The 18,917-nt window shown below is 51.8% G+C and carries 16 protein-coding genes and 3 tRNA genes; 18 read left to right on the top strand and 1 reads right to left on the bottom strand.

What is annotated here, in order from left to right; genetic code table 11:
* Positions 1-84 precede the first annotated feature (84 nt).
* From orn to ACF2G4_RS12135, 4 genes are all read left to right on the top strand, one after another.
* Positions 85-633 (top strand): oligoribonuclease, encoded by a 549-nt coding sequence (gene orn / locus ACF2G4_RS12150; protein WP_215845469.1) that lies wholly within the window; start codon positions 85-87, stop codon positions 631-633.
* A gap of 154 nt (positions 634-787) precedes the next feature.
* Positions 788-863, top strand: a tRNA-Gly gene (locus ACF2G4_RS12145).
* A gap of 30 nt (positions 864-893) precedes the next feature.
* Positions 894-969: transfer RNA gene (locus tag ACF2G4_RS12140), tRNA-Gly, on the top strand.
* Positions 970-1,001: 32 nt separating this feature from the next.
* A tRNA-Gly gene (locus ACF2G4_RS12135) sits at positions 1,002-1,077 on the top strand.
* A gap of 352 nt (positions 1,078-1,429) precedes the next feature.
* Here the strand turns inward: ACF2G4_RS12135 and queG are convergent.
* Positions 1,430-2,569, bottom strand: coding sequence for a tRNA epoxyqueuosine(34) reductase QueG (gene queG / locus ACF2G4_RS12130; protein ID WP_409074891.1), 1,140 nt, complete (start codon positions 2,567-2,569; stop codon positions 1,430-1,432).
* On the opposite strand from queG, the gene nnr reads away from it, so the two are divergent.
* From nnr to rlmB, 14 genes are all read left to right on the top strand, one after another.
* Positions 2,568-4,082 carry a bifunctional ADP-dependent NAD(P)H-hydrate dehydratase/NAD(P)H-hydrate epimerase gene (gene nnr / locus ACF2G4_RS12125; protein WP_409074890.1) on the top strand — a complete coding sequence of 505 codons (1,515 nt, stop codon included), beginning with the start codon at positions 2,568-2,570 and terminating at the stop codon, positions 4,080-4,082. The genes queG and nnr overlap by 2 nt on opposite strands.
* A 6-nt stretch (positions 4,083-4,088) precedes the next feature.
* Positions 4,089-4,565: a tRNA (adenosine(37)-N6)-threonylcarbamoyltransferase complex ATPase subunit type 1 TsaE gene (gene tsaE / locus ACF2G4_RS12120; protein ID WP_215845471.1), complete on the top strand. Its 477-nt coding sequence runs from the start codon at positions 4,089-4,091 to the stop codon at positions 4,563-4,565.
* Positions 4,562-6,223 carry an N-acetylmuramoyl-L-alanine amidase AmiB gene (amiB, locus tag ACF2G4_RS12115; RefSeq protein ID WP_409074889.1) on the top strand — a complete coding sequence of 554 codons (1,662 nt, stop codon included), beginning with the start codon at positions 4,562-4,564 and terminating at the stop codon, positions 6,221-6,223. The genes tsaE and amiB overlap by 4 nt, the downstream gene beginning before the upstream one ends.
* Positions 6,224-6,272: 49 nt before the next feature.
* Complete coding sequence (gene mutL / locus ACF2G4_RS12110) at positions 6,273-8,108, top strand: DNA mismatch repair endonuclease MutL (protein WP_409074888.1); 1,836 nt, start codon at positions 6,273-6,275, stop codon at positions 8,106-8,108.
* Positions 8,101-9,051: a tRNA (adenosine(37)-N6)-dimethylallyltransferase MiaA gene (gene miaA / locus ACF2G4_RS12105; protein WP_332625842.1), complete on the top strand. Its 951-nt coding sequence runs from the start codon at positions 8,101-8,103 to the stop codon at positions 9,049-9,051. The genes mutL and miaA overlap by 8 nt, the downstream gene beginning before the upstream one ends.
* A gap of 103 nt (positions 9,052-9,154) precedes the next feature.
* On the top strand, positions 9,155-9,466 hold the full coding sequence (hfq, locus tag ACF2G4_RS12100; protein ID WP_215845473.1) for an RNA chaperone Hfq: 312 nt from the start codon (positions 9,155-9,157) through the stop codon (positions 9,464-9,466).
* Positions 9,467-9,543: 77 nt separating this feature from the next.
* Entirely contained in the window at positions 9,544-10,824 is a 1,281-nt protein-coding gene (gene hflX / locus ACF2G4_RS12095) for a ribosome rescue GTPase HflX (protein ID WP_215845474.1), read from the top strand.
* Positions 10,825-10,995: 171 nt separating this feature from the next.
* Positions 10,996-12,231, top strand: coding sequence for an FtsH protease activity modulator HflK (hflK, locus tag ACF2G4_RS12090; protein ID WP_215845475.1), 1,236 nt, complete (start codon positions 10,996-10,998; stop codon positions 12,229-12,231).
* Between the two features lie 3 nt (positions 12,232-12,234).
* Positions 12,235-13,239: a protease modulator HflC gene (gene hflC / locus ACF2G4_RS12085; RefSeq protein WP_215845476.1), complete on the top strand. Its 1,005-nt coding sequence runs from the start codon at positions 12,235-12,237 to the stop codon at positions 13,237-13,239.
* A 57-nt stretch (positions 13,240-13,296) separates the two neighbouring features.
* Complete coding sequence (locus ACF2G4_RS12080; protein ID WP_243078843.1) at positions 13,297-13,497, top strand: DUF2065 family protein; 201 nt, start codon at positions 13,297-13,299, stop codon at positions 13,495-13,497.
* Positions 13,498-13,663: 166 nt separating this feature from the next.
* Positions 13,664-14,962 (top strand): adenylosuccinate synthase, encoded by a 1,299-nt coding sequence (locus ACF2G4_RS12075; protein WP_409074887.1) that lies wholly within the window; start codon positions 13,664-13,666, stop codon positions 14,960-14,962.
* Between the two features lie 224 nt (positions 14,963-15,186).
* A complete protein-coding gene (nsrR, locus tag ACF2G4_RS12070) occupies positions 15,187-15,630 on the top strand; it encodes a nitric oxide-sensing transcriptional repressor NsrR (protein WP_215845479.1) in 444 nt (147 codons plus the stop codon).
* A 16-nt stretch (positions 15,631-15,646) separates the two neighbouring features.
* The gene (rnr, locus tag ACF2G4_RS12065; RefSeq protein ID WP_409074886.1) at positions 15,647-18,103 is read left to right on the top strand and encodes a ribonuclease R; all 2,457 of its coding nucleotides are present in this window, start codon (positions 15,647-15,649) and stop codon (positions 18,101-18,103) included.
* Between the two features lie 75 nt (positions 18,104-18,178).
* Positions 18,179-18,913: a 23S rRNA (guanosine(2251)-2'-O)-methyltransferase RlmB gene (gene rlmB, locus ACF2G4_RS12060; protein WP_215845480.1), complete on the top strand. Its 735-nt coding sequence runs from the start codon at positions 18,179-18,181 to the stop codon at positions 18,911-18,913.
* Positions 18,914-18,917: the final 4 nt, after the last annotated feature.

Raw genomic sequence — 18,917 nt, 5'->3', positions numbered from 1 at the left:
GCCTGGTTTCGCCCCGCTGGGCAAAACGTCTATGATACACCCTAATCACAGTTAATGACGACTACAGCAACGGCAGGTAACAGCATGGCTACTGGAAATGAAAACAATCTGATCTGGATTGATCTTGAGATGACCGGCCTCGATCCGGAACGCGATCGTATTATTGAAATCGCGACCATCGTGACCGATGCCGATTTGAATATCCTGGCAGAAGGCCCAGTGATGGCGGTGCGTCAGTCTGATGCGCAACTGGCGCTGATGGATGAGTGGAACGTGCGTACCCATACCAACAGCGGTTTGGTTGAGCGCGTAAAAGCCAGCGAATTTGACGATCGGTCGGCAGAGTTGGCGACCATTGAGTTTTTGAAAAAATGGGTGCCAGCCAATACTTCGCCTATTTGTGGTAACAGCATTGGGCAGGATCGTCGCTTCCTGTTCAAATACATGCCGGAACTGGAAGCCTACTTCCATTACCGCTATCTGGATGTCAGCACCCTGAAAGAGTTAGCGCGTCGCTGGAAGCCGGGTATTTTGCCAGGCTTCAAAAAAACCGGAACGCATCAGGCGCTGGATGATATTCGTGAATCCATTGCCGAGCTGGTTTATTACCGCGAGCACTTTTTGCAGCTTTAAGCGTCAGGCGGTGCGCAGGAAATCGCCAGTTTGTTGATTTAATCAGCAAACGCATCGAAAGCGGAAAATTTTGCTTTCAGGCACTTGCAGCAGCAACGATTTCTCGTATAATGCGCACCCCGTACCGGTGAAGAATTTATTAACGGTACAAGGCGCGGGAATAGCTCAGTTGGTAGAGCACGACCTTGCCAAGGTCGGGGTCGCGAGTTCGAGTCTCGTTTCCCGCTCCAAATTTTTTTAGCAGTAGCAGTATCCTCTTTGCGGGAATAGCTCAGTTGGTAGAGCACGACCTTGCCAAGGTCGGGGTCGCGAGTTCGAGTCTCGTTTCCCGCTCCAAAATGTGTTTAGCAGTTGCAGTACCCTTCTATGCGGGAATAGCTCAGTTGGTAGAGCACGACCTTGCCAAGGTCGGGGTCGCGAGTTCGAGTCTCGTTTCCCGCTCCAAATTTTTTTTGATGACATAAAATCAGCCAGTTATATAACACGTTGATTGTTATTGCTGTCGACGCTTTTCTAAAGGTTATCCACAGCGCTACACGCCGTCATCTATGCCATTCACAGCGATCTACAAAACTCTTTTAAACAGAGTTATCCACAGCTTTGATTAGCAAGCCAAGCGATAGCCCAATTCTTAAATAAACACAATTTCAGTGTAACCTATTGAATAATAAGTTAATGAAAATATTTCAATTTGTTATTTAAGCGACTTGATAATGTTATGTCGTTTGAATGACAACAGCTTTTTATTTTTATTCACAAGGTGTGGAAAAACTTTTTTGACTAGCATGTTGCTCAATCATGCATCACGCGGTAATCCTTTCTCCACTGCACGAACCAGCCGTTTTTGTTGAGCCGGCTGCACTTCAATAGCCAGCTGCTCACGTTTCTGCTGCTGCTGTAGTAATGCCCATTCAATATGCTCATCTAACAAAGCCTGTTCTCCCAGACGCTGTTGTAACGCTGCTACCACTTCCGTTGACCAGGGTGCATTGCCTAACGCGACAGCAATATTACGCAGCCAGCGGGAATGCCCAATCCGGCGAATGGCAGAACCTTCGGTAATACGCAGAAATTTTGCTTCATCCCAGCCAAAAAGATCGATCAACTCAGGCGCATGCAGCGCTGCTCGCGGTGAAAAATCGGGTTCATCACTTAATTGCCCGTAGCGATTCCATGGGCAGATCAGCTGGCAATCGTCACAGCCATAAATTCTGTTGCCCATTAACGGACGGAACTCTTCCGGGATCGCCCCTTCCAACTCAATGGTGAGATAGGAAATACAGCGGCGTGCATCCACTACGTAGGGTTCGACAATCGCATTGGTTGGGCAAATGGTCATGCAGGCTACGCAGCGTCCGCAGTTTTCTTCCTGTGGCGCATCAATCGGCAACGGCAGATCAATTAATAATTCACCAAGGAAAAACCATGAGCCCGCTTCCCGGTTGAGAATCAGTGAATGTTTGCCGGTCCAGCCCAAGCCCGCTTTGGCGGCGAGCGGGCGTTCAAGCAGCGGCGCAGAATCAACAAACGGGCGGAAGTTAAGCTCGCCGCAGTTAGCCTGGATCATTTCTCCGAGCTTTTTCAGTCGATTGCGCAATACTTTGTGGTAATCACGTCCCAAAGCATAACGACTGACGTAGCCCAGTTGGGGATTTTTTAGCGTACTGGCAAAGGCGGCTTTTGCCGGAAGATAATTCATGCGGACACTGATGACGCGCAGTGTACCGGGCAACAGCTCGTGCGGCCGGGCACGCATCATACCGTGGCGCGCCATCCAATCCATTTCGCCATGATATTGCTTATCTAGCCACTCTTGCAGACGCGGCTCTTCCGCGCTGAGATCGGTATCAGTAATGCCGACCTGCTGAAAGCCGAGATCTAATCCCCACTGTTTAATGTGTTGAGCGAGTTGATGAAGATCGAGAGGGTATGACATGAGTAACCAGGATTCGAAGAAAAACAGGGGCAGTTTACCATATTCTGTCTGGCCTGCGCAGGCACTGGCGCAGCTAGAGCATGAAGGCGCCGATACGCTCGGGATTACCTTATATGAACTGATGCTGCGCGCCGGTCAGGCTGCCTATGAGCACAGTCAAACCCATTGGCCTGAGGCGCAGAGCTGGTTAATTTTGTGCGGTCACGGTAACAATGGTGGTGATGGTTATGTGGTGGCGCGGCTGGCACAGGCGGCGGGAAAACAGGTTACGCTGTTGGCCTGTGAAGGGAAAAAGCCGCTTCCTGAAGAAGCACAATCCGCGCGTGACGCCTGGCTTGAGGCGGGGGGCGAAATCCATGCAGCCGATGCGAGCTGGCCCGAAAAAGTTGATCTCATTATTGATGCGCTATTGGGCACCGGAATCAATCGGGCACCAGCGGAACCTTATGCCACTTTGATTCAGCAGGTGAACAGGCATGCTGCGCCGGTTTTATCAATAGATATGCCTTCCGGTCTGTCTGCCGCCACCGGCAGTGCGTCTGGCGATGTCGTTGATGCAACCCATACGTTGAGCTTTATTGCGCTGAAACCGGGTCAAATTACCGGTAAAGCCCGCGATTACATTGGCGAGCTGAATTATGCAGATTTAGGCTTGAGCGCCTATTTATCCGGTGAAACAGCACCTATGGCACGTTTTGACGCCTGCTTTTTGTCACACTGGTTGAAACCACGTAAACCTACCTCACATAAAGGCAATCAGGGACGTTTGCTGGTCGTGGGCGGCGATGCAGGAACCGCAGGCGCTATTCGCATGACTTCAGAAGCCGCACTGCGTACCGGCAGTGGTTTAGTGCGAGTACTCACTCACAAAGATAATATCGCGCCGATTCTGACTGCACGGCCAGAAATCATGGTAGATGAATTAACCGATGAACGGTTGAGCGAGGCGCTGAAATGGGCAGATGTGATTGCCATTGGCCCAGGTTTAGGACAGCGTGATTGGGGTAAGAAGGCACTGAAAAGCGTCGCTGAAAGCGAAAAGCCGATGCTTTGGGATGCTGATGCTCTTAACCTGCTGGCAATCAGTGCGGAGAAACGTCAGAATCGCATCATTACGCCACATCCAGGTGAAGCGGCTCGCCTGCTGGGAATAAAGACCAGCGAAATTGAGAGTGACCGCTTACATGCCGCGCAAGCTTTAGCAAATCGCTATGGTGGTGTTGTGGTATTAAAAGGCGCGGGAACGATTATCGCCAGCGAAGCGGGTGAAATGGCTTTTGCTGATGTAGGGAACGCAGGGATGGCTTCAGGCGGAATGGGCGATGTGCTGAGCGGTATCATCGCCTCGCTGATGGGGCAGAAATTGGCGCTGTTCGATGCGGCTTGTGCGGGTTGTGTGGCGCATGGCGCTGCAGCCGATGCGGTGGCAGCGAAACGCGGCACCCGCGGCATGTTAGCGACAGACTTATTCGATCTGCTGTGGCAGTTTGTTAATCCAGAGATGAATCAATAATAAAGCATGAAAACCTGTGTTATTTCTCTGCCTGACGAAGCGGCAACGCTGGAATTGGGTGCACAACTCGCTCGCGCATGTCACCGCGCGGCGGTTATCTATTTGTATGGCGATCTCGGGGCGGGTAAAACCACCTTTAGCCGTGGTTTTCTGCAAGCGTTAGGCCATCAAGGCAATGTAAAAAGTCCAACCTATACACTGGTTGAGCCTTACATCTTGGGCGATCGTTCACTTTACCATTTCGACCTTTATCGTCTTGCCGATCCCGAGGAGCTTGAGTTCATGGGAATTCGTGATTATTTCACGGGAGACGCAATTTGCCTGGTGGAATGGCCGCAGCAGGGTGCAGGCGTTTTGCCGCCGCCCGATTTGGCACTGACGCTGCGCTACGTTGACACTGCACGTGAAGCTGAGCTGGTGGCGCAATCGCCACTGGGTCAAACATGGATTGATGAGATTGAGCAAGGCAGGAATCAAGCATGATGTCACGGATGAAAATCGCGCTGGTAACACTGTTGTTACTGGTTGCCACACCGCTGTTTGCCGCGAATCTTTCTGATATTAAAGTGGCGAATGGCGACAGTCAGGCAACGGTGACACTCAGCTTTGCCGGCCAACCGGTTTACGGTTTCTTCCCGCTGCGTAATCCCGATCGCGTGGTGTTGGATATTCGTCAAAGCGGCGTTATTCAAGGTTTACCGCTGAATTTCAGTGGCGAAAACATCGTTAAACGCATTCGCACCAGCACGCCGAAAGATAAGCAAAGCGTTCGGTTGGTGCTTGAGCTAACGCAGCCAGGCAAAACGCGTGCAGTGACGCAGCGCAATGGCAACAATTACAACGTGGTGTTCACCATCAACGGTACGCGCCCTGCAACGCGAAGCACACCTTCCCGCACGCTAACACCTTCTCGCGTTCCGACGCAAAGCACCTCAACCAGTAATCCTTTCGATGCGAGTCCGGTGACCGCCGTAACCAGTACTGCAAGCACGGTTCGGCCTGGCTCCGCATCCAGTCTTAACGATACGGTAATTGTGGCGATTGATGCCGGGCATGGCGGTCAGGATCCCGGCGCGATGGGGCAGAATGGCTTAAAAGAGAAGAATGTCACCATTGCGATTGCTCGCAAGCTGAAAGTGTTATTGAACACTGACCCAATGTTCAAAGGTGTGCTGACACGTGACGGTGACTATTTTATCTCGGTCATGGGACGCTCTGATGTTGCGCGTAAGGCCAATGCCAACGTGCTGGTTTCGATTCACGCCGATGCGGCACCAAGCCATGCGGCGACCGGTGCGTCAGTTTGGGTATTGTCGAATCGGCGTGCTAACAGCGAAATGGCAAACTGGCTAGAACAGAAAGAGAAGCAATCTGAACTGCTCGGCGGCGCGGGTGATTTGCTGGCAAATAGTCAGGCCGATCCTTATCTCAGCCAGGCGGTGCTTGATCTGCAATTTGGTCATTCGCAGCGCGTGGGATATGACATTGCGGTAAAAGTATTGCAACAGATGCGGGGTGTCGCAACACTTCACAAGCGTCTACCTGAGCATGCCAGCCTTGGCGTGCTGCGTTCGCCGGATATTCCCTCACTGTTAGTGGAAACCGGTTTTATCAGTAATACCTCGGAGGAGCGACTGCTTGGCAGTAGCGCACACCAGGAAAAAATTGCGCAGTCGATCTATAAAGGTCTGCGCACTTATTTCCTGGCGCACCCGCTACAATCGGTCCCAAAGGAGGAAAACCGCCCAGTCGGCTCGCAGCCGACGATTAGTGTTGCCAGTAATCCGGCCACGGGCGTAACGCAGTACACGGGCATGACCCAGCGTCATACGGTGACACGCGGCGAAACGCTTTCCGGGATTGCGGAAAAATATGGCGTTAGCATGGCGACATTGCGTGAGATGAATACCCTGAAGCGTGATGTAGTTTGGGTTGGCCAACGTTTAAAAGTGCCCGCCAGCGCCGCAGCCAGCCGCACGACGGCCGCACAAAAACCGGTACGTCATAAAGTCGTTCGAGGTGATTCGTTAACGGGCATTGCTGCGCATTACGGTGTTAGCCCGAAAGCGATTATGCAGGCGAATAATTTGAAATCGACCAATGTGATGCTAGGTCAAAATCTGAAGATTCCAACGTCCTGATTGTTTGCCCGGCCACTGCGCCGGGCTACCCGCTAAAAGGATATCCATCATGCCGATTCAAATTTTACCGCCGCAGCTGGCTAATCAAATTGCCGCAGGCGAAGTGGTTGAGCGTCCCGCATCGGTTGTAAAAGAGCTGGTGGAAAACAGCCTCGACGCGGGTGCGACACGCATTGATGTGGATATTGAAAAGGGGGGTGCCAAGCTGATCCGCATCCGCGATAACGGCTGCGGCATTAACAAGGCAGAACTGGCGATGGCGCTGGCGCGTCATGCCACCAGTAAAATCGCCTCCCTTGACGATCTTGAAGCCATTATGAGCCTGGGCTTTCGTGGCGAAGCGCTGGCGAGTATCAGTTCCGTTTCGCGTCTGACATTGACTTCACGTACTGCTGAGCAAAATGAAGCCTGGCAGGCCTATGCAGAAGGGCGCGATATGGCGGTCACAGTCAAACCGGCGGCACATCCTTGCGGCACCACGCTTGAGGTGCTCGACCTGTTCTACAACACACCTGCACGCCGCAAGTTTATGCGTACCGAAAAAACCGAATTTACGCATATTGATGAAGTTGTCCGTCGCATTGCGCTGGCGCGTTTTGACGTGGCTATTTCACTTAGCCACAACGGCAAATTGATGCGCCAATATCGTGCTGTCACTGATGAAGGGCAGCGCGAACGCCGTCTGGGCGCGATTTGCGGCACCACCTTTATGCAACATGCGATGCGTATTGACTGGCAACATGATGATCTCTCTTTACGCGGATGGGTCGCCGATCCCACCGGTTCACGTCAGGTTAGCGAGCTGCAATATTGTTATGTTAATGGCCGCATGATGCGTGACAAGTTGATCAATCATGCCATTCGCCAGGCTTTTCAAACGCAGCTGCAGGACGACCAACAACCCGCTTATGTGCTTTATCTGGAGATCGACCCACATCAGGTCGATGTGAACGTTCATCCGGCAAAACATGAAGTGCGTTTTCATCAGTCGCGACTGGTGCATGATTTTATTTATCAGGGCGTAATCAGCGCTTTACAGGCGAGCGCCGCGCCAACGTTGCCTACATTGCAAGCTGAAGAACCGGCTCCGCGCTGGCAGCCCGAAAACCGCCAGGCGGCGGGGGGCAACCATTTTGCCCAGCCCGCGCCGCGCCGCAGTGAAAATGTCTCAGCTCCAGCTCCAGCTCAGGTTCCCGCGTGGCAAACGAAAGAGAACAGTTACAGTAAGCGTGAAGGCTCGGTGTATCAGCAATTGCTGAAAACGCCGCAGGTTAGCGCGCCAGAAACCACGCTTCGTCCAGCCGTAAAAGAAGCTCCGCTGGCAGCGCATGCACAAAGTTTTGGTCGCGTATTAACGGTAATACAGGGCCAATATGCGCTGCTGGAACAAAATGAAACCCTGATGCTTATGGCGCTACCGGTTGCATCTCGCTGGTTGAAACAGGCCCAGCTTCAGCCTGGCGAAGCGGGATTGAAACCGCAACCGTTGTTGATTCCGGTCCGGCTGAAAATTGCACAGGTTGAGCGCAAGGCGGCGCAAGAAAATGCCAGCTTACTCAATCAGATGGCAATTGATTTGCAGCCACAAGGCGACCATGTGACCTTACGCGCAGTGCCTTTACCGTTACGAACACAAAATTTACAAATCTTGATTCCTGAGCTGTTAGGCTATTTGGCCCGACAGCAAGAGAATTCTGCCGCGCAGCTGGCTCAATGGCTGGCACGACGCGAAGATGCAGAGTCTCAAAACTGGAATCACTCGCAGGCGATTACATTGTTGGCTGAGCTGGAACGGCTTTGCCCACAGCTATTAAAATCGCCGCCTTCAGGCTTATTACAAGCCCTTGAAACTGAGAGCGCGATCAACGCGTTGAAGCATGAGTGAACTAAACCAGGCTGGCCGGCCCAAGGCTATTTTTTTGATGGGACCCACCGCTTCGGGCAAAACCGCCTTAGCGATTGAGCTGCGCAAGCAGTTGCCTGTGGAACTTATCAGCGTGGATTCTGCCTTAATCTATCGTCAGATGGATATTGGCACGGCGAAACCGTCGGCTGAAGAGTTAGCGTTGGCACCCCATCGTTTGTTAGACATACGCGATCCCGCAGAGGCCTATTCGGCTGCGGAATTTCGTCGCGATGCTTTAGCAGAAATGGCGGATATTGTCCGAAGCGGACGTATTCCGTTGCTTGTTGGTGGAACTATGCTCTACTTCAAGGCGTTACTTGAAGGATTGTCGCCGCTGCCCTCGGCCGATCCGGAGGTTCGTCAGCGTATAGAGCAAATGGCGCGTGATGATGGATGGGAAGCCTTACACCGCCAACTGTGTGAAATCGATCCGGTTGCCGGCAGTCGTATTCATCCGAATGATCCGCAGAGACTTTCGCGAGCACTGGAAGTTTTTTTTATTTCGGGTAAAACTTTAACGGAACTGACAAAAACGTCCGGCGAAGCGTTACCCTACGACGTGTACCAGTTTGCCATCGCCCCCGCGAGCCGCGAGCTGATACACCAGCGCATCGCTTTACGTTTCGAACAGATGTTAGCGTCAGGATTTGAAGCGGAGTCTCGGGCCCTGTTTGCACGAGGTGATTTGCATACGGACATGCCTTCCATTCGTTGTGTGGGATATCGTCAGATGTGGTCTTACTTATCTGGCGAAATTGATTACAACGAGATGGTTTATCGGGGAATTTGCGCGACCCGGCAGCTCGCTAAGCGCCAAATGACATGGCTACGTGGTTGGGAAAACGTTCACTGGTTAGACAGCGACGAACCCCAATTAGCCCGCGAAACGGTGTTACAGGTTCTTAGTGCGAAGCATGGGTGATTGTGTACAATTGGCTGGTTATCGTGCGCAAATTTTTACGCAGTTTTTTCAGAACTCTAGGTTCTAAAAGCAACAAACAACAAGCATATAAGGAAAAGATAGAATGGCTAAGGGGCAATCATTACAAGACCCGTTTTTGAACGCATTGCGTCGTGAACGTGTTCCGGTTTCGATTTATTTGGTTAACGGTATTAAGCTGCAAGGTCAGATTGAGTCATTTGATCAGTTTGTGATTCTGTTGAAGAACACGGTCAGTCAGATGGTGTACAAGCATGCCATTTCTACCGTAGTGCCTTCACGTCCGGTTTCTCACCATAGCAATAATACCGGCGGCAGCACGAATAATTACCATCATAGCGGCAGCACGCCATCAGCGCAGCCGCAGCCACAACAAGACGGTGATAGCGCAGAATAAGGCGCCGCCGTTCAGCCAGGACTGGAGAACGTTAATCGTTTTCCGTCCTGGTCTTTTATTTTTAGCGAGGTTATAGCTTGTTTGACCGTTATGATGCCGGTGAGCAGGCCGTACTGGTACACATCTGGTTCTCCCAAGACAAAGAGGTAGAAGATCTACAGGAATTTGAAACCCTGGTTTCTTCTGCTGGCGTCGAAGCGCTGCAAGTCATTACCGGCAGTCGTAAAGCGCCACACCCGAAGTATTTTGTCGGTGAAGGAAAGGCCGTTGAAATTGCCGATGCGGTAAAATCAAGTGGAGCATCGGTCGTATTATTCGATCATGCCTTAACGCCCGCTCAGGAAAGAAACCTGGAGCGGTTATGCGAATGCCGTGTGATTGATCGCACAGGCTTAATCCTTGATATCTTTGCCCAGCGCGCCCGCACCCACGAAGGTAAATTGCAGGTCGAGTTGGCTCAGCTACGTCATCTTGCTACGCGTCTTGTGCGTGGTTGGACGCACCTTGAACGCCAAAAAGGCGGTATTGGCCTGCGTGGCCCGGGTGAAACGCAGCTAGAGACTGACCGCCGTTTATTACGTGGCCGCATAAGCCAGATTCTTTCCCGACTTGAGCGTGTTGAAAAACAGCGCGAGCAGGGACGTCAGGCGCGCGCTAAAGCCGATGTACCCACCGTTTCTCTGGTAGGCTACACCAACGCCGGAAAATCCACTCTGTTTAACGCCATTACCTCTGCCAATGTGTACGCTGCGGATCAACTCTTTGCGACCCTTGATCCTACTTTACGTCGCTTGAATGTGGCTGATGTTGGCGAGGTGGTATTAGCGGATACTGTTGGGTTTATTCGCCATCTCCCGCATGACCTTGTCGCTGCGTTTAAAGCTACACTGCAAGAAACGCGTCAGGCAGCATTGCTGCTTCACGTCATTGACGGTGCAGACGTGCGACTGAATGAGAATATCGAAGCCGTAGATACGGTTCTTGAAGAGATTGAAGCGGACGAAATACCGAAGCTTCTGATCATGAATAAAATCGATATGCTCGATAATTTTGAACCGCGTATTGATCGCAACGAAGAAAACCTGCCAATTCGTGTCTGGCTTTCAGCCCAGACTGGCGTGGGCATTCCTTTGTTGTGGCAAGCGTTGTCAGAGCGCCTGTCGGGTGAAATTGCCCAATATGATTTGCGTCTGCCACCAGATGCGGGGCGCTTGCGCAGCCGTTTCTATCAGTTGCAGGCGATTGAAAAAGAGTGGAATGAAGAAGACGGCAGTGTCGGTTTACAGATCAGGATGCCAATTGTTGACTGGCGTCGTTTATGTAAACAAGAGCCGTCATTAACCAGTTACATTGTTTGACATGTTGCCCAATCGAACTTACCCAATAGATTTCAGGTTGTAGCAAGGCAGTCATTGAGCGAATCCCATAAAGCATACTGCGGTAAGTCATTGGGGTAAGCGAGAGCAGCTAACGTCGCGCCAGCATGAAAGATGAAGGTAAGCCGCAAATACAATAAATGGAGTAGAGACATGGCGTGGAATCAGCCCGGAAATAACGGACAGGACCGCGACCCGTGGGGAAGCAGCAATAATCAAGGCGGCAACTCTGGGGGAAATAAAGGAGGTCGAGATAAAGGGCCACCTGATCTGGATGATATCTTCCGTAAGCTGAGCAAGAAGCTCGGTGGACTGGGCGGTGGCAAACAGAGTGACAACGGTCAGCGCGGCTCCGGCAGCGGTGGAAAAATTGTTGGCATTGTAGCTGTTGCTGCTGTGGTCATCTGGGCCGCCAGCGGATTCTACACCATCAAAGAAGCGGAACGCGGCGTGGTTACACGCTTCGGTAAATTCAGCCATCTGGTTGAGCCGGGCCTTAACTGGAAGCCGACATTTATCGATCAGGTCCGCGCGGTTAACGTTGAAGCGGTACGTGAACTGGCGGCTTCTGGCGTGATGTTAACGTCTGATGAGAACGTGGTGCGCGTAGAAATGAACGTGCAGTACCGCGTGACCGATCCAGAGCGCTATCTCTATGCAGTGACCAGCGCCGATGACAGCCTGCGTCAGGCAACTGACAGTGCGCTGCGTGGCGTTATTGGTCGTTCAACCATGGACCGCATTCTGACTGAAGGCCGTACCGTGGTGCGTAGCGATACCCAACGTGAAATCGATGAAACCATTCGTCCATACAACATGGGTATTGCGGTGCTTGACGTCAACTTCCAGGCAGCACGTCCGCCGGAAGAGGTGAAGTCAGCGTTTGATGATGCAATTGCAGCGCGTGAAAACCGCGAGCAATACGTACGTGAAGCGGAAGCTTACGCCAACGAAGTTCAGCCGCGAGCCAATGGCCAGGCGCAACGTCTGCTTGAAGAAGCACGTGCTTATAAAGAGCGTACTGTTCTGGAAGCACAAGGTGAAGTAGCGCGTTTTGCCAAGATTCTGCCGGAGTATAAAGCCGCGCCAGAGATCACCAAAGAGCGTCTGTATATCGAAACCATGGAACGCGTGTTGAGTCACACTCGTAAGGTGCTGGTTAATGATCGTGGTAATAGCCTGATGGTGCTGCCGCTTGATCAACTGATGCGTGGCATGGATTCTTCCGGTCAGAGTGGTAAAAAAGGCACGAGTTCATCAACGCTGCCACCCCTTTCAGACCGTAATACCAGCCGCAGTGAAAGTTCGTCATACAGTCCAGACAGCGTCCTGGATCAGCGTCGAGTGAATGCTCAGCGCAACGATACCCAGCGCGAAGGGAGAGAGTAATCGATGCGTAAGCCCATAATCTTTTTACTTATTGTTGTGCTGGTGGCGCTTTACGCATCGCTGTTTGTTGTGCAAGAAGGCCAGCGGGGCATTGTGCTGCGTTTCGGTAAAGTGTTGCGCGATGATGAAAACAAACCACAGGTGTTTTCACCGGGTCTGCATTTCAAGATTCCGTTTATCGAAACGGTTAAATCGTTGGATGCACGTATTCAGACCATGGATAACCAAGCCGATCGCTTTGTAACCAAAGAGAAAAAAGACCTGATCGTTGACTCTTATATCAAATGGCGCATCAGTGATTTTAGCCGTTATTACCTGGCAACCGGCGGCGGTGACGTTTCACAGGCTGAAGTGCTGCTGAAACGTAAGTTCAGTGACCGTTTGCGTTCTGAAATGGGTCGTCTGGATGTGAAAGACATCGTGACGGATTCGCGTGGCCGCTTAACCACTGACGTGCGTGATGCACTGAATACCGGTAGCGCGGGCAACGACGACGAAATTGCGACACCCGCCGCTGATGATGCGATTGCTAACGCGGCAGCGCGCGTTGAGCGTGAAACCAACAGCAGTGAACCTGCGCCAAACCCGAACAGCATGGCGGCGTTAGGTATTCAGGTTGTTGATGTGCGTATTAAGCAAATTAACTTGCCGACCGAAGTGTCTGACGCCATCTTTAACCGTATGCGTGCAGAACGTGAAGCGGTAGCGCGTAGTCAGCGTTCACAAGGTCAGGAAGAGGCGGAGAAATTGCGCGCTCAGGCCGATTATCAGGTAACACGTACCATCGCAGAAGCACAGCGTGAAGCGTTGATTACCCGCGGTGATGGTGATGCTGAAACGGCGAAGTTATTTGCAAATGCGTTTAGTCAGGACCCGGATTTCTATGCTTTCATCCGCAGCCTGCGCGCTTATGAAAATAGCTTCAACGAAAATCAGGACATCATGGTGTTGAGTCCAGACAGCGATTTCTTCCGATATATGAAAGCGCCCTCTAACGCAACGCGATAAGAACTGATATAACCTACGGGCCGACACTTTTGTCGGCCTTTTTTTTGGATTACAGGAATGAACACGAGTATCTGGATGGCATTAGCGTTGGTATTGGTGCTGGAAGGCTTAGGACCGATGTTTATGCCACGTGCCTGGCGGCGGTTAATTCAAACCATGACGCAACTGCCTGATCGCCTGCTGCATCGTTTTGGCGGCGGCTTAGTGGTCGCGGGTGTAGTGATTTATTGCATGTTAAGCATGCACGGCAATATCTGATGCGCGATCGCTCACAGCCTAAATTGTGGTTTTAAGGCGCGTTTCCCCCCACATGTTGTAGTGATCAAAACTCAGGCAAAAAAGCGCGCAATCGTATGCTAAAAGTGCTGAAAGCGACCCGATCAGATGGTAGAATCCATTTTTAAGCAATCGGTGATTTTGAGAAATGGGTAAGAACGTCGTCGTACTGGGCACCCAATGGGGTGACGAAGGTAAAGGTAAGATTGTAGACCTTCTGACTGAACGCGCGAATTACGTTGTGCGTTATCAAGGCGGCCACAATGCGGGCCACACACTTGTCATCAACGGTGAAAAAACCGTTCTCCACTTGATCCCTTCTGGCATTCTGCGCGAAAACGTTACCAGTATTATTGGTAATGGCGTGGTTCTCTCTCCTGAAGCATTGATGAAAGAGATGAAAGGCCTGGAAGCGCGTGGGATTCCGGTACGCGAACGTCTGCTGATTTCTGAAGCTTGTCCGCTGATTCTGCAATATCACGTTGCGATGGACATGGCGCGCGAAAAAGCGCGTGGTGCCAAAGCGATCGGCACCACCGGCCGTGGTATTGGCCCGGCTTATGAAGATAAAGTGGCTCGCCGTGCTCTGCGTGTTAGCGATCTCTTCAACAAAGAAACTTTCGCAGCCAAACTGAAAGAAGTGGTCGATTACTACAACTTCCAGCTGGTGCATTACTACAAAGAAGAAGCTGTCGATTTCGACAAAGTGCTGAGTGATGTGATGGCGGTTGCCGACATCCTGACCAGCATGGTTGTTGATGTGTCTGAACTATTGGACGGCGCGCGTAAGCGTGGCGACCTGATCATGTTCGAAGGCGCGCAAGGTACGTTGTTGGACATCGATCACGGTACTTATCCGTATGTAACCTCATCAAACACCACCGCAGGCGGCGTTGCTACCGGTTCAGGCATTGGTCCTCGTTACGTTGATTATGTGCTGGGCATCGTTAAAGCCTACTCTACTCGCGTAGGTGCAGGCCCGTTCCCAACGGAACTGTTTGATGAAACGGGTGAGTTCCTGTGTAAGCAAGGCAACGAATTTGGTGCTACCACGGGTCGCCGTCGTCGTACTGGTTGGCTGGACGCTGTTGCTGTTCGTCGTGCCGTTCAGATCAACTCTTTATCAGGTTTCTGCATGACCAAGCTGGACGTGTTGGATGGCCTGAAAGAAGTGAAAATCTGCGTAGCGTATCGCATGCCAGATGGCAGTGAAACAACCACCACACCGCTGGCGGCAGAAAACTGGGAAGGCATTGAGCCGATTTACGAATCAATGCCAGGCTGGAGCGAAACGACTTTTGGTGTGAAAACACTGGAAGGCTTGCCACAAGCTGCCCGTAACTACATCAAACGCGTAGAAGAGATCACTGGCGTGCCGGTTGATATCATCTCTACTGGCCCTGATCGTAGTGAAACGATGATTCTGCGCGATCCGTTCGACGCATAATCACATTGAGGCCGGACAATCTCCGGCCTTTGTTTTTCCGCGCTTTGACGCCCCTGAATATCCCTTCGCTTATCAAATCACCCTCTGGCTTAAAAAAACGCACAGCTGCCCAGACTCTGGTTTATCATCTTACTTAATTAAAAAGCGAACCGGTTAACAATTGAAATTAATCGCAAGGCGAACACACGAATCAATGCCACTTTTGATGATTCACCGAGGTTAATGTGCAGCTGACAAGTTTTACTGATTATGGTCTGCGGGCCTTGATATATATGGCTACCTTGCCGGAAGGCAAGTTGACTAACATTACCGAAGTAACCAATACCTATGGCGTATCGCGTAATCATATGGTCAAAATCATCAATCAATTAAGCCGTGCTGGGTTTGTGGCAGCTACGCGCGGTAAAAATGGCGGCATTCGTTTAGGCATGAAAGCCAATCAAATCGTCATTGGTGAAGTCGTTCGTAAGATGGAACCGCTACAATTAGTAGATTGCAGCGCGTGTGCCATTACGCCAGCTTGCCGTTTAAGGAATGCACTCCATGCTGCGGTGCAGGTATTCTTACGGGAACTGGATAGCTATACCCTGGCGGATCTCGTTGAAGGAAATACACCTTTATATGAAATTATATTGTCCGAACCGCCGGTGGCAATGAAAATTAAATGACATCGGAGGAACCGTTATGTCAAAAGATCCTTATCAGGATAGAGAAGCTGAAAAATACGAAAACCCAATTCCAAGCCGGGAATTTATCCTGGCGCTGTTAGAAAAACGCGAAAAGCCAGCCAGCCGCGATGAGCTGGCGCAAGAAATGAATTTGCAAGAAGAAGAACACCTTGAAGCATTACGTCGCCGCTTACGTGCAATGGAGCGCGACGGCCAGCTGGTGTTCACTCGCCGTCAATGTTACGCCTTACCTGAACGTCTCGATCTGCTGCGCGGCAAAGTTATCGGCCACCGTGATGGCTACGGTTTCCTGCGCGCAGAAGGGCAGAAAGACGATCTCTACCTCTCTGCAGAACAGATGAAGTTCTGCATGCACGGCGATGTCATTCTCGCTCAGCCTTTGGGCGCGGATCGCAAAGGCCGTCGTGAGGCGCGCGTTGTGCGTGTGCAAGAGCCGCGTAACAATCAAATCGTGGGCCGCTACTTCACTGATGCGGGAGCCGGATTTGTGGTGCCTGACGACAGCCGCCTGAGTTTCGATATTCTCATTCCACCAGAAGAAACCCTGAACGCCCGCATGGGTTCGGTGGTGGTGGTCGAACTGGTACAACGTCCAACACGCCGCACGAAAGCCATTGGTAAAATCGCTGAAATTCTTGGCGATGATATGGGCACTAGCCTTGCCGTCGATATGGCATTACGTACCCATGAGATTCCACACACCTGGCCGCCAGAAGTAGAGAAACAGGTAAGCAAGCTAAGTGAAGTGGTGCCAGAAGAGGCCAAAGTTGGGCGTGTTGATTTGCGACAGCTGCCGCTGGTCACTATTGACGGTGAAGATGCGCGAGACTTTGATGATGCCGTTTACTGTGAGAAAAAGCGTGGCGGTGGGTGGCGTTTGTGGGTTGCGATTGCGGATGTCAGCTATTACGTACGTCCAGGCACGCCGCTTGACGATGAAGCCCATCAGCGTGGCACTTCAGTTTACTTCCCGTCTCAAGTCGTTCCTATGCTGCCGGAAGTGCTTTCCAACGGATTATGTTCGCTGAACCCACAGGTCGATCGCCTGTGTATGGTGTGCGAAATGACCGTCTCATCCAAAGGCAAGCTGACAGGCTTTAAGCATTACGAAGCGGTGATGAATTCGCATGCGCGTCTGACTTACACCAAAGTGTGGAATATTCTGCAAGGCAATGCGGAACTGCGCGAGCAATATGCGCCGCGAGTCAAAGAGCTTGAAGAGCTGCATAATATGTATCAGGCGCTGGAAGCGGCGCGCGAAGAGCGTGGTGGTATATCGTTTGAAACGGAAGAAGCCAAGTTTATCTTCAACGCTGAACGTCGTATCGAACGTGTAGAGCGCACTTCGCGTAATGATGCGCACAAACTCATTGAAGAGTGCATGATTTTGGCGAACATTGCCTCGGCACGCTTTGTTGAAAAAAATGAAGAGCCGGCGCTGTTCCGCGATCATGATCGTCCTACCGATGAAAGTATTGAAAGCTTCCGCACCGTATTAAACGAGCTGGGGCTGACCTTGCCGGGCGGGACTAAGCCGCAACCCATCGATTACGCAGCGCTGCTCACGCAAGTTGCCGATCGTCCTGATGCGGAAATGCTGCAAACCATGCTGCTGCGCTCAATGAAGCAGGCCGTTTACGATCCAGAAAACCGTGGTCACTTCGGTCTGGCGTTGACCTCTTACGCGCACTTTACTTCACCGATTCGCCGTTACCCAGACCTGCTCTTGCACCGCGCAATCAAATATCTGCTGGCAAAAGAGCAGGGCGAAGTGAAAGGCATTACTACCGAAACTGGCGGTTATCACTACGAGATGCAGCAAATGCTGCAGTTGGGCCAGCACTGCTCCTTAACTGAACGCCGTGCTGATGAAGCCACCCGCGACGTTGCTGATTGGCTGAAGTGTGACTTCATGCAGGATCAGGTCGGCAATGTCTTCAATGGCGTCATTTCTAGCGTCACCGGTTTTGGCTTCTTCGTTCGCCTCAACGATCTGTTCATTGATGGTCTGGTACACGTATCAACGCTCGACAATGACTATTATCGTTTCGACCCGATTGGTCAGCGTTTGATTGGCGAATCAGGCGGGCGTACTTATCGTCTGGGTGATGCCGTAGAAGTCCGAGTTGAAGCGGTGCACATGGATGAGCGTAAAATCGACTTTGCCCTGATTTCCAGCTCTCGCAAGCCACGCGGCGAAGGTAAAACGGCTCGTGAGCGCGATAAACGTGAAGGCAAAGCACCGCCGAAGCGTCGTCGTGAAATCAGTAAGAAGGCTAACTTCGAGCCAGATTCCGCGTTCCGCGGTGAGAAGAAAAAGCCCGCTGGTGAAAAGAAAAAGCCTGCTGCTGCAAGCACCGAGAAAAAAAGTAAAAAAGTCTCGGAGAAAACCCGTAAAATCGCCGCCGCCACTAAGGCCAAGCGCGCCGCGAAGAAGGCAAATCCTGTCTGATGCGCATCTCCGCCCTTGCTCCGAAGAGCAAGGGCGGTTCGTAATCCATTCATTCTCCCAATACTGAGCAGATCGATGAGCGAAATAATTTTTGGTATCCATGCCGTGCAGGCGCTGCTGGAAAACGATCCACAACGTTTCCAGGAAGTCTTTATCCTCAAAGGCCGCGACGATCGTCGTCTGCAACCGTTGGTAACCGCGCTGGAAGCTCAAGGTATCGTGATTCAACTGGCTAACCGTCAATGGCTCGATAGCCAGGTTGAAGGTGGCGTGCATCAGGGTATTGTCGCGCGCGTGAAGCCGGGCCGCCAGTATCAGGAAGGCGATCTGCCGGATCTGCTGCAAAGCCTGGAAAAACCATTTTTACTGGTGCTGGATGGCGTCACCGATCCGCACAATTTGGGTGCTTGCCTGCGTAGCGCCGATGCTGCGGGTGTGCATGCGGTCATCGTTCCAAAAGATCGCTCCGCGACACTCAACGCAACAGCGAAAAAAGTGGCCAGCGGCGCAGCCGAAAACGTGCCGTTAATTCGCGTGACTAACCTGGCGCGTACTTTGCGCTTGCTGCAGGAATACAACATTTGGGTAGTGGGTACCGCCGGCGAAGCCGATCACACTGTGTATCAGAGCAAAATGACCGGTCCAATGGCCTTGGTCATGGGCGCGGAAGGTGAAGGTATGCGTCGCCTCACGCGAGAGCATTGCGATGAGCTGATCAGCATTCCAATGGCGGGCAGCGTTTCCTCGCTGAACGTGTCAGTCGCAACCGGCGTCTGTTTGTTTGAAGCGGTGCGTCAACGCGCGCTGTAATCGC

Source organism: Pantoea phytostimulans (assembly GCF_046118715.1).
Classification (GTDB): Bacteria; Pseudomonadota; Gammaproteobacteria; order Enterobacterales; family Enterobacteriaceae; genus Pantoea; species Pantoea phytostimulans.
This window is presented reverse-complemented; position numbering and strand designations above follow the sequence as displayed.

Excerpts from the sequence above, each read along its gene's own strand:
- orn (WP_215845469.1), top strand. The coding sequence starts at position 85 with ATGGCTACTGGAAATGAAAACAATCTGATCTGGATTGATCTTGAGATG.
- nnr (WP_409074890.1), top strand. The coding sequence starts at position 2,568 with ATGAGTAACCAGGATTCGAAGAAAAACAGGGGCAGTTTACCATATTCT.
- queG (WP_409074891.1), bottom strand. The coding sequence starts at position 2,569 with ATGTCATACCCTCTCGATCTTCATCAACTCGCTCAACACATTAAACAG.
- tsaE (WP_215845471.1), top strand. The coding sequence starts at position 4,089 with ATGAAAACCTGTGTTATTTCTCTGCCTGACGAAGCGGCAACGCTGGAA.
- amiB (WP_409074889.1), top strand. The coding sequence starts at position 4,562 with ATGATGTCACGGATGAAAATCGCGCTGGTAACACTGTTGTTACTGGTT.
- mutL (WP_409074888.1), top strand. The coding sequence starts at position 6,273 with ATGCCGATTCAAATTTTACCGCCGCAGCTGGCTAATCAAATTGCCGCA.
- miaA (WP_332625842.1), top strand. The coding sequence starts at position 8,101 with ATGAGTGAACTAAACCAGGCTGGCCGGCCCAAGGCTATTTTTTTGATG.
- hfq (WP_215845473.1), top strand. The coding sequence starts at position 9,155 with ATGGCTAAGGGGCAATCATTACAAGACCCGTTTTTGAACGCATTGCGT.
- hflK (WP_215845475.1), top strand. The coding sequence starts at position 10,996 with ATGGCGTGGAATCAGCCCGGAAATAACGGACAGGACCGCGACCCGTGG.
- hflC (WP_215845476.1), top strand. The coding sequence starts at position 12,235 with ATGCGTAAGCCCATAATCTTTTTACTTATTGTTGTGCTGGTGGCGCTT.
- ACF2G4_RS12080 (WP_243078843.1), top strand. The coding sequence starts at position 13,297 with ATGAACACGAGTATCTGGATGGCATTAGCGTTGGTATTGGTGCTGGAA.
- ACF2G4_RS12075 (WP_409074887.1), top strand. The coding sequence starts at position 13,664 with ATGGGTAAGAACGTCGTCGTACTGGGCACCCAATGGGGTGACGAAGGT.
- rnr (WP_409074886.1), top strand. The coding sequence starts at position 15,647 with ATGTCAAAAGATCCTTATCAGGATAGAGAAGCTGAAAAATACGAAAAC.
- rlmB (WP_215845480.1), top strand. The coding sequence starts at position 18,179 with ATGAGCGAAATAATTTTTGGTATCCATGCCGTGCAGGCGCTGCTGGAA.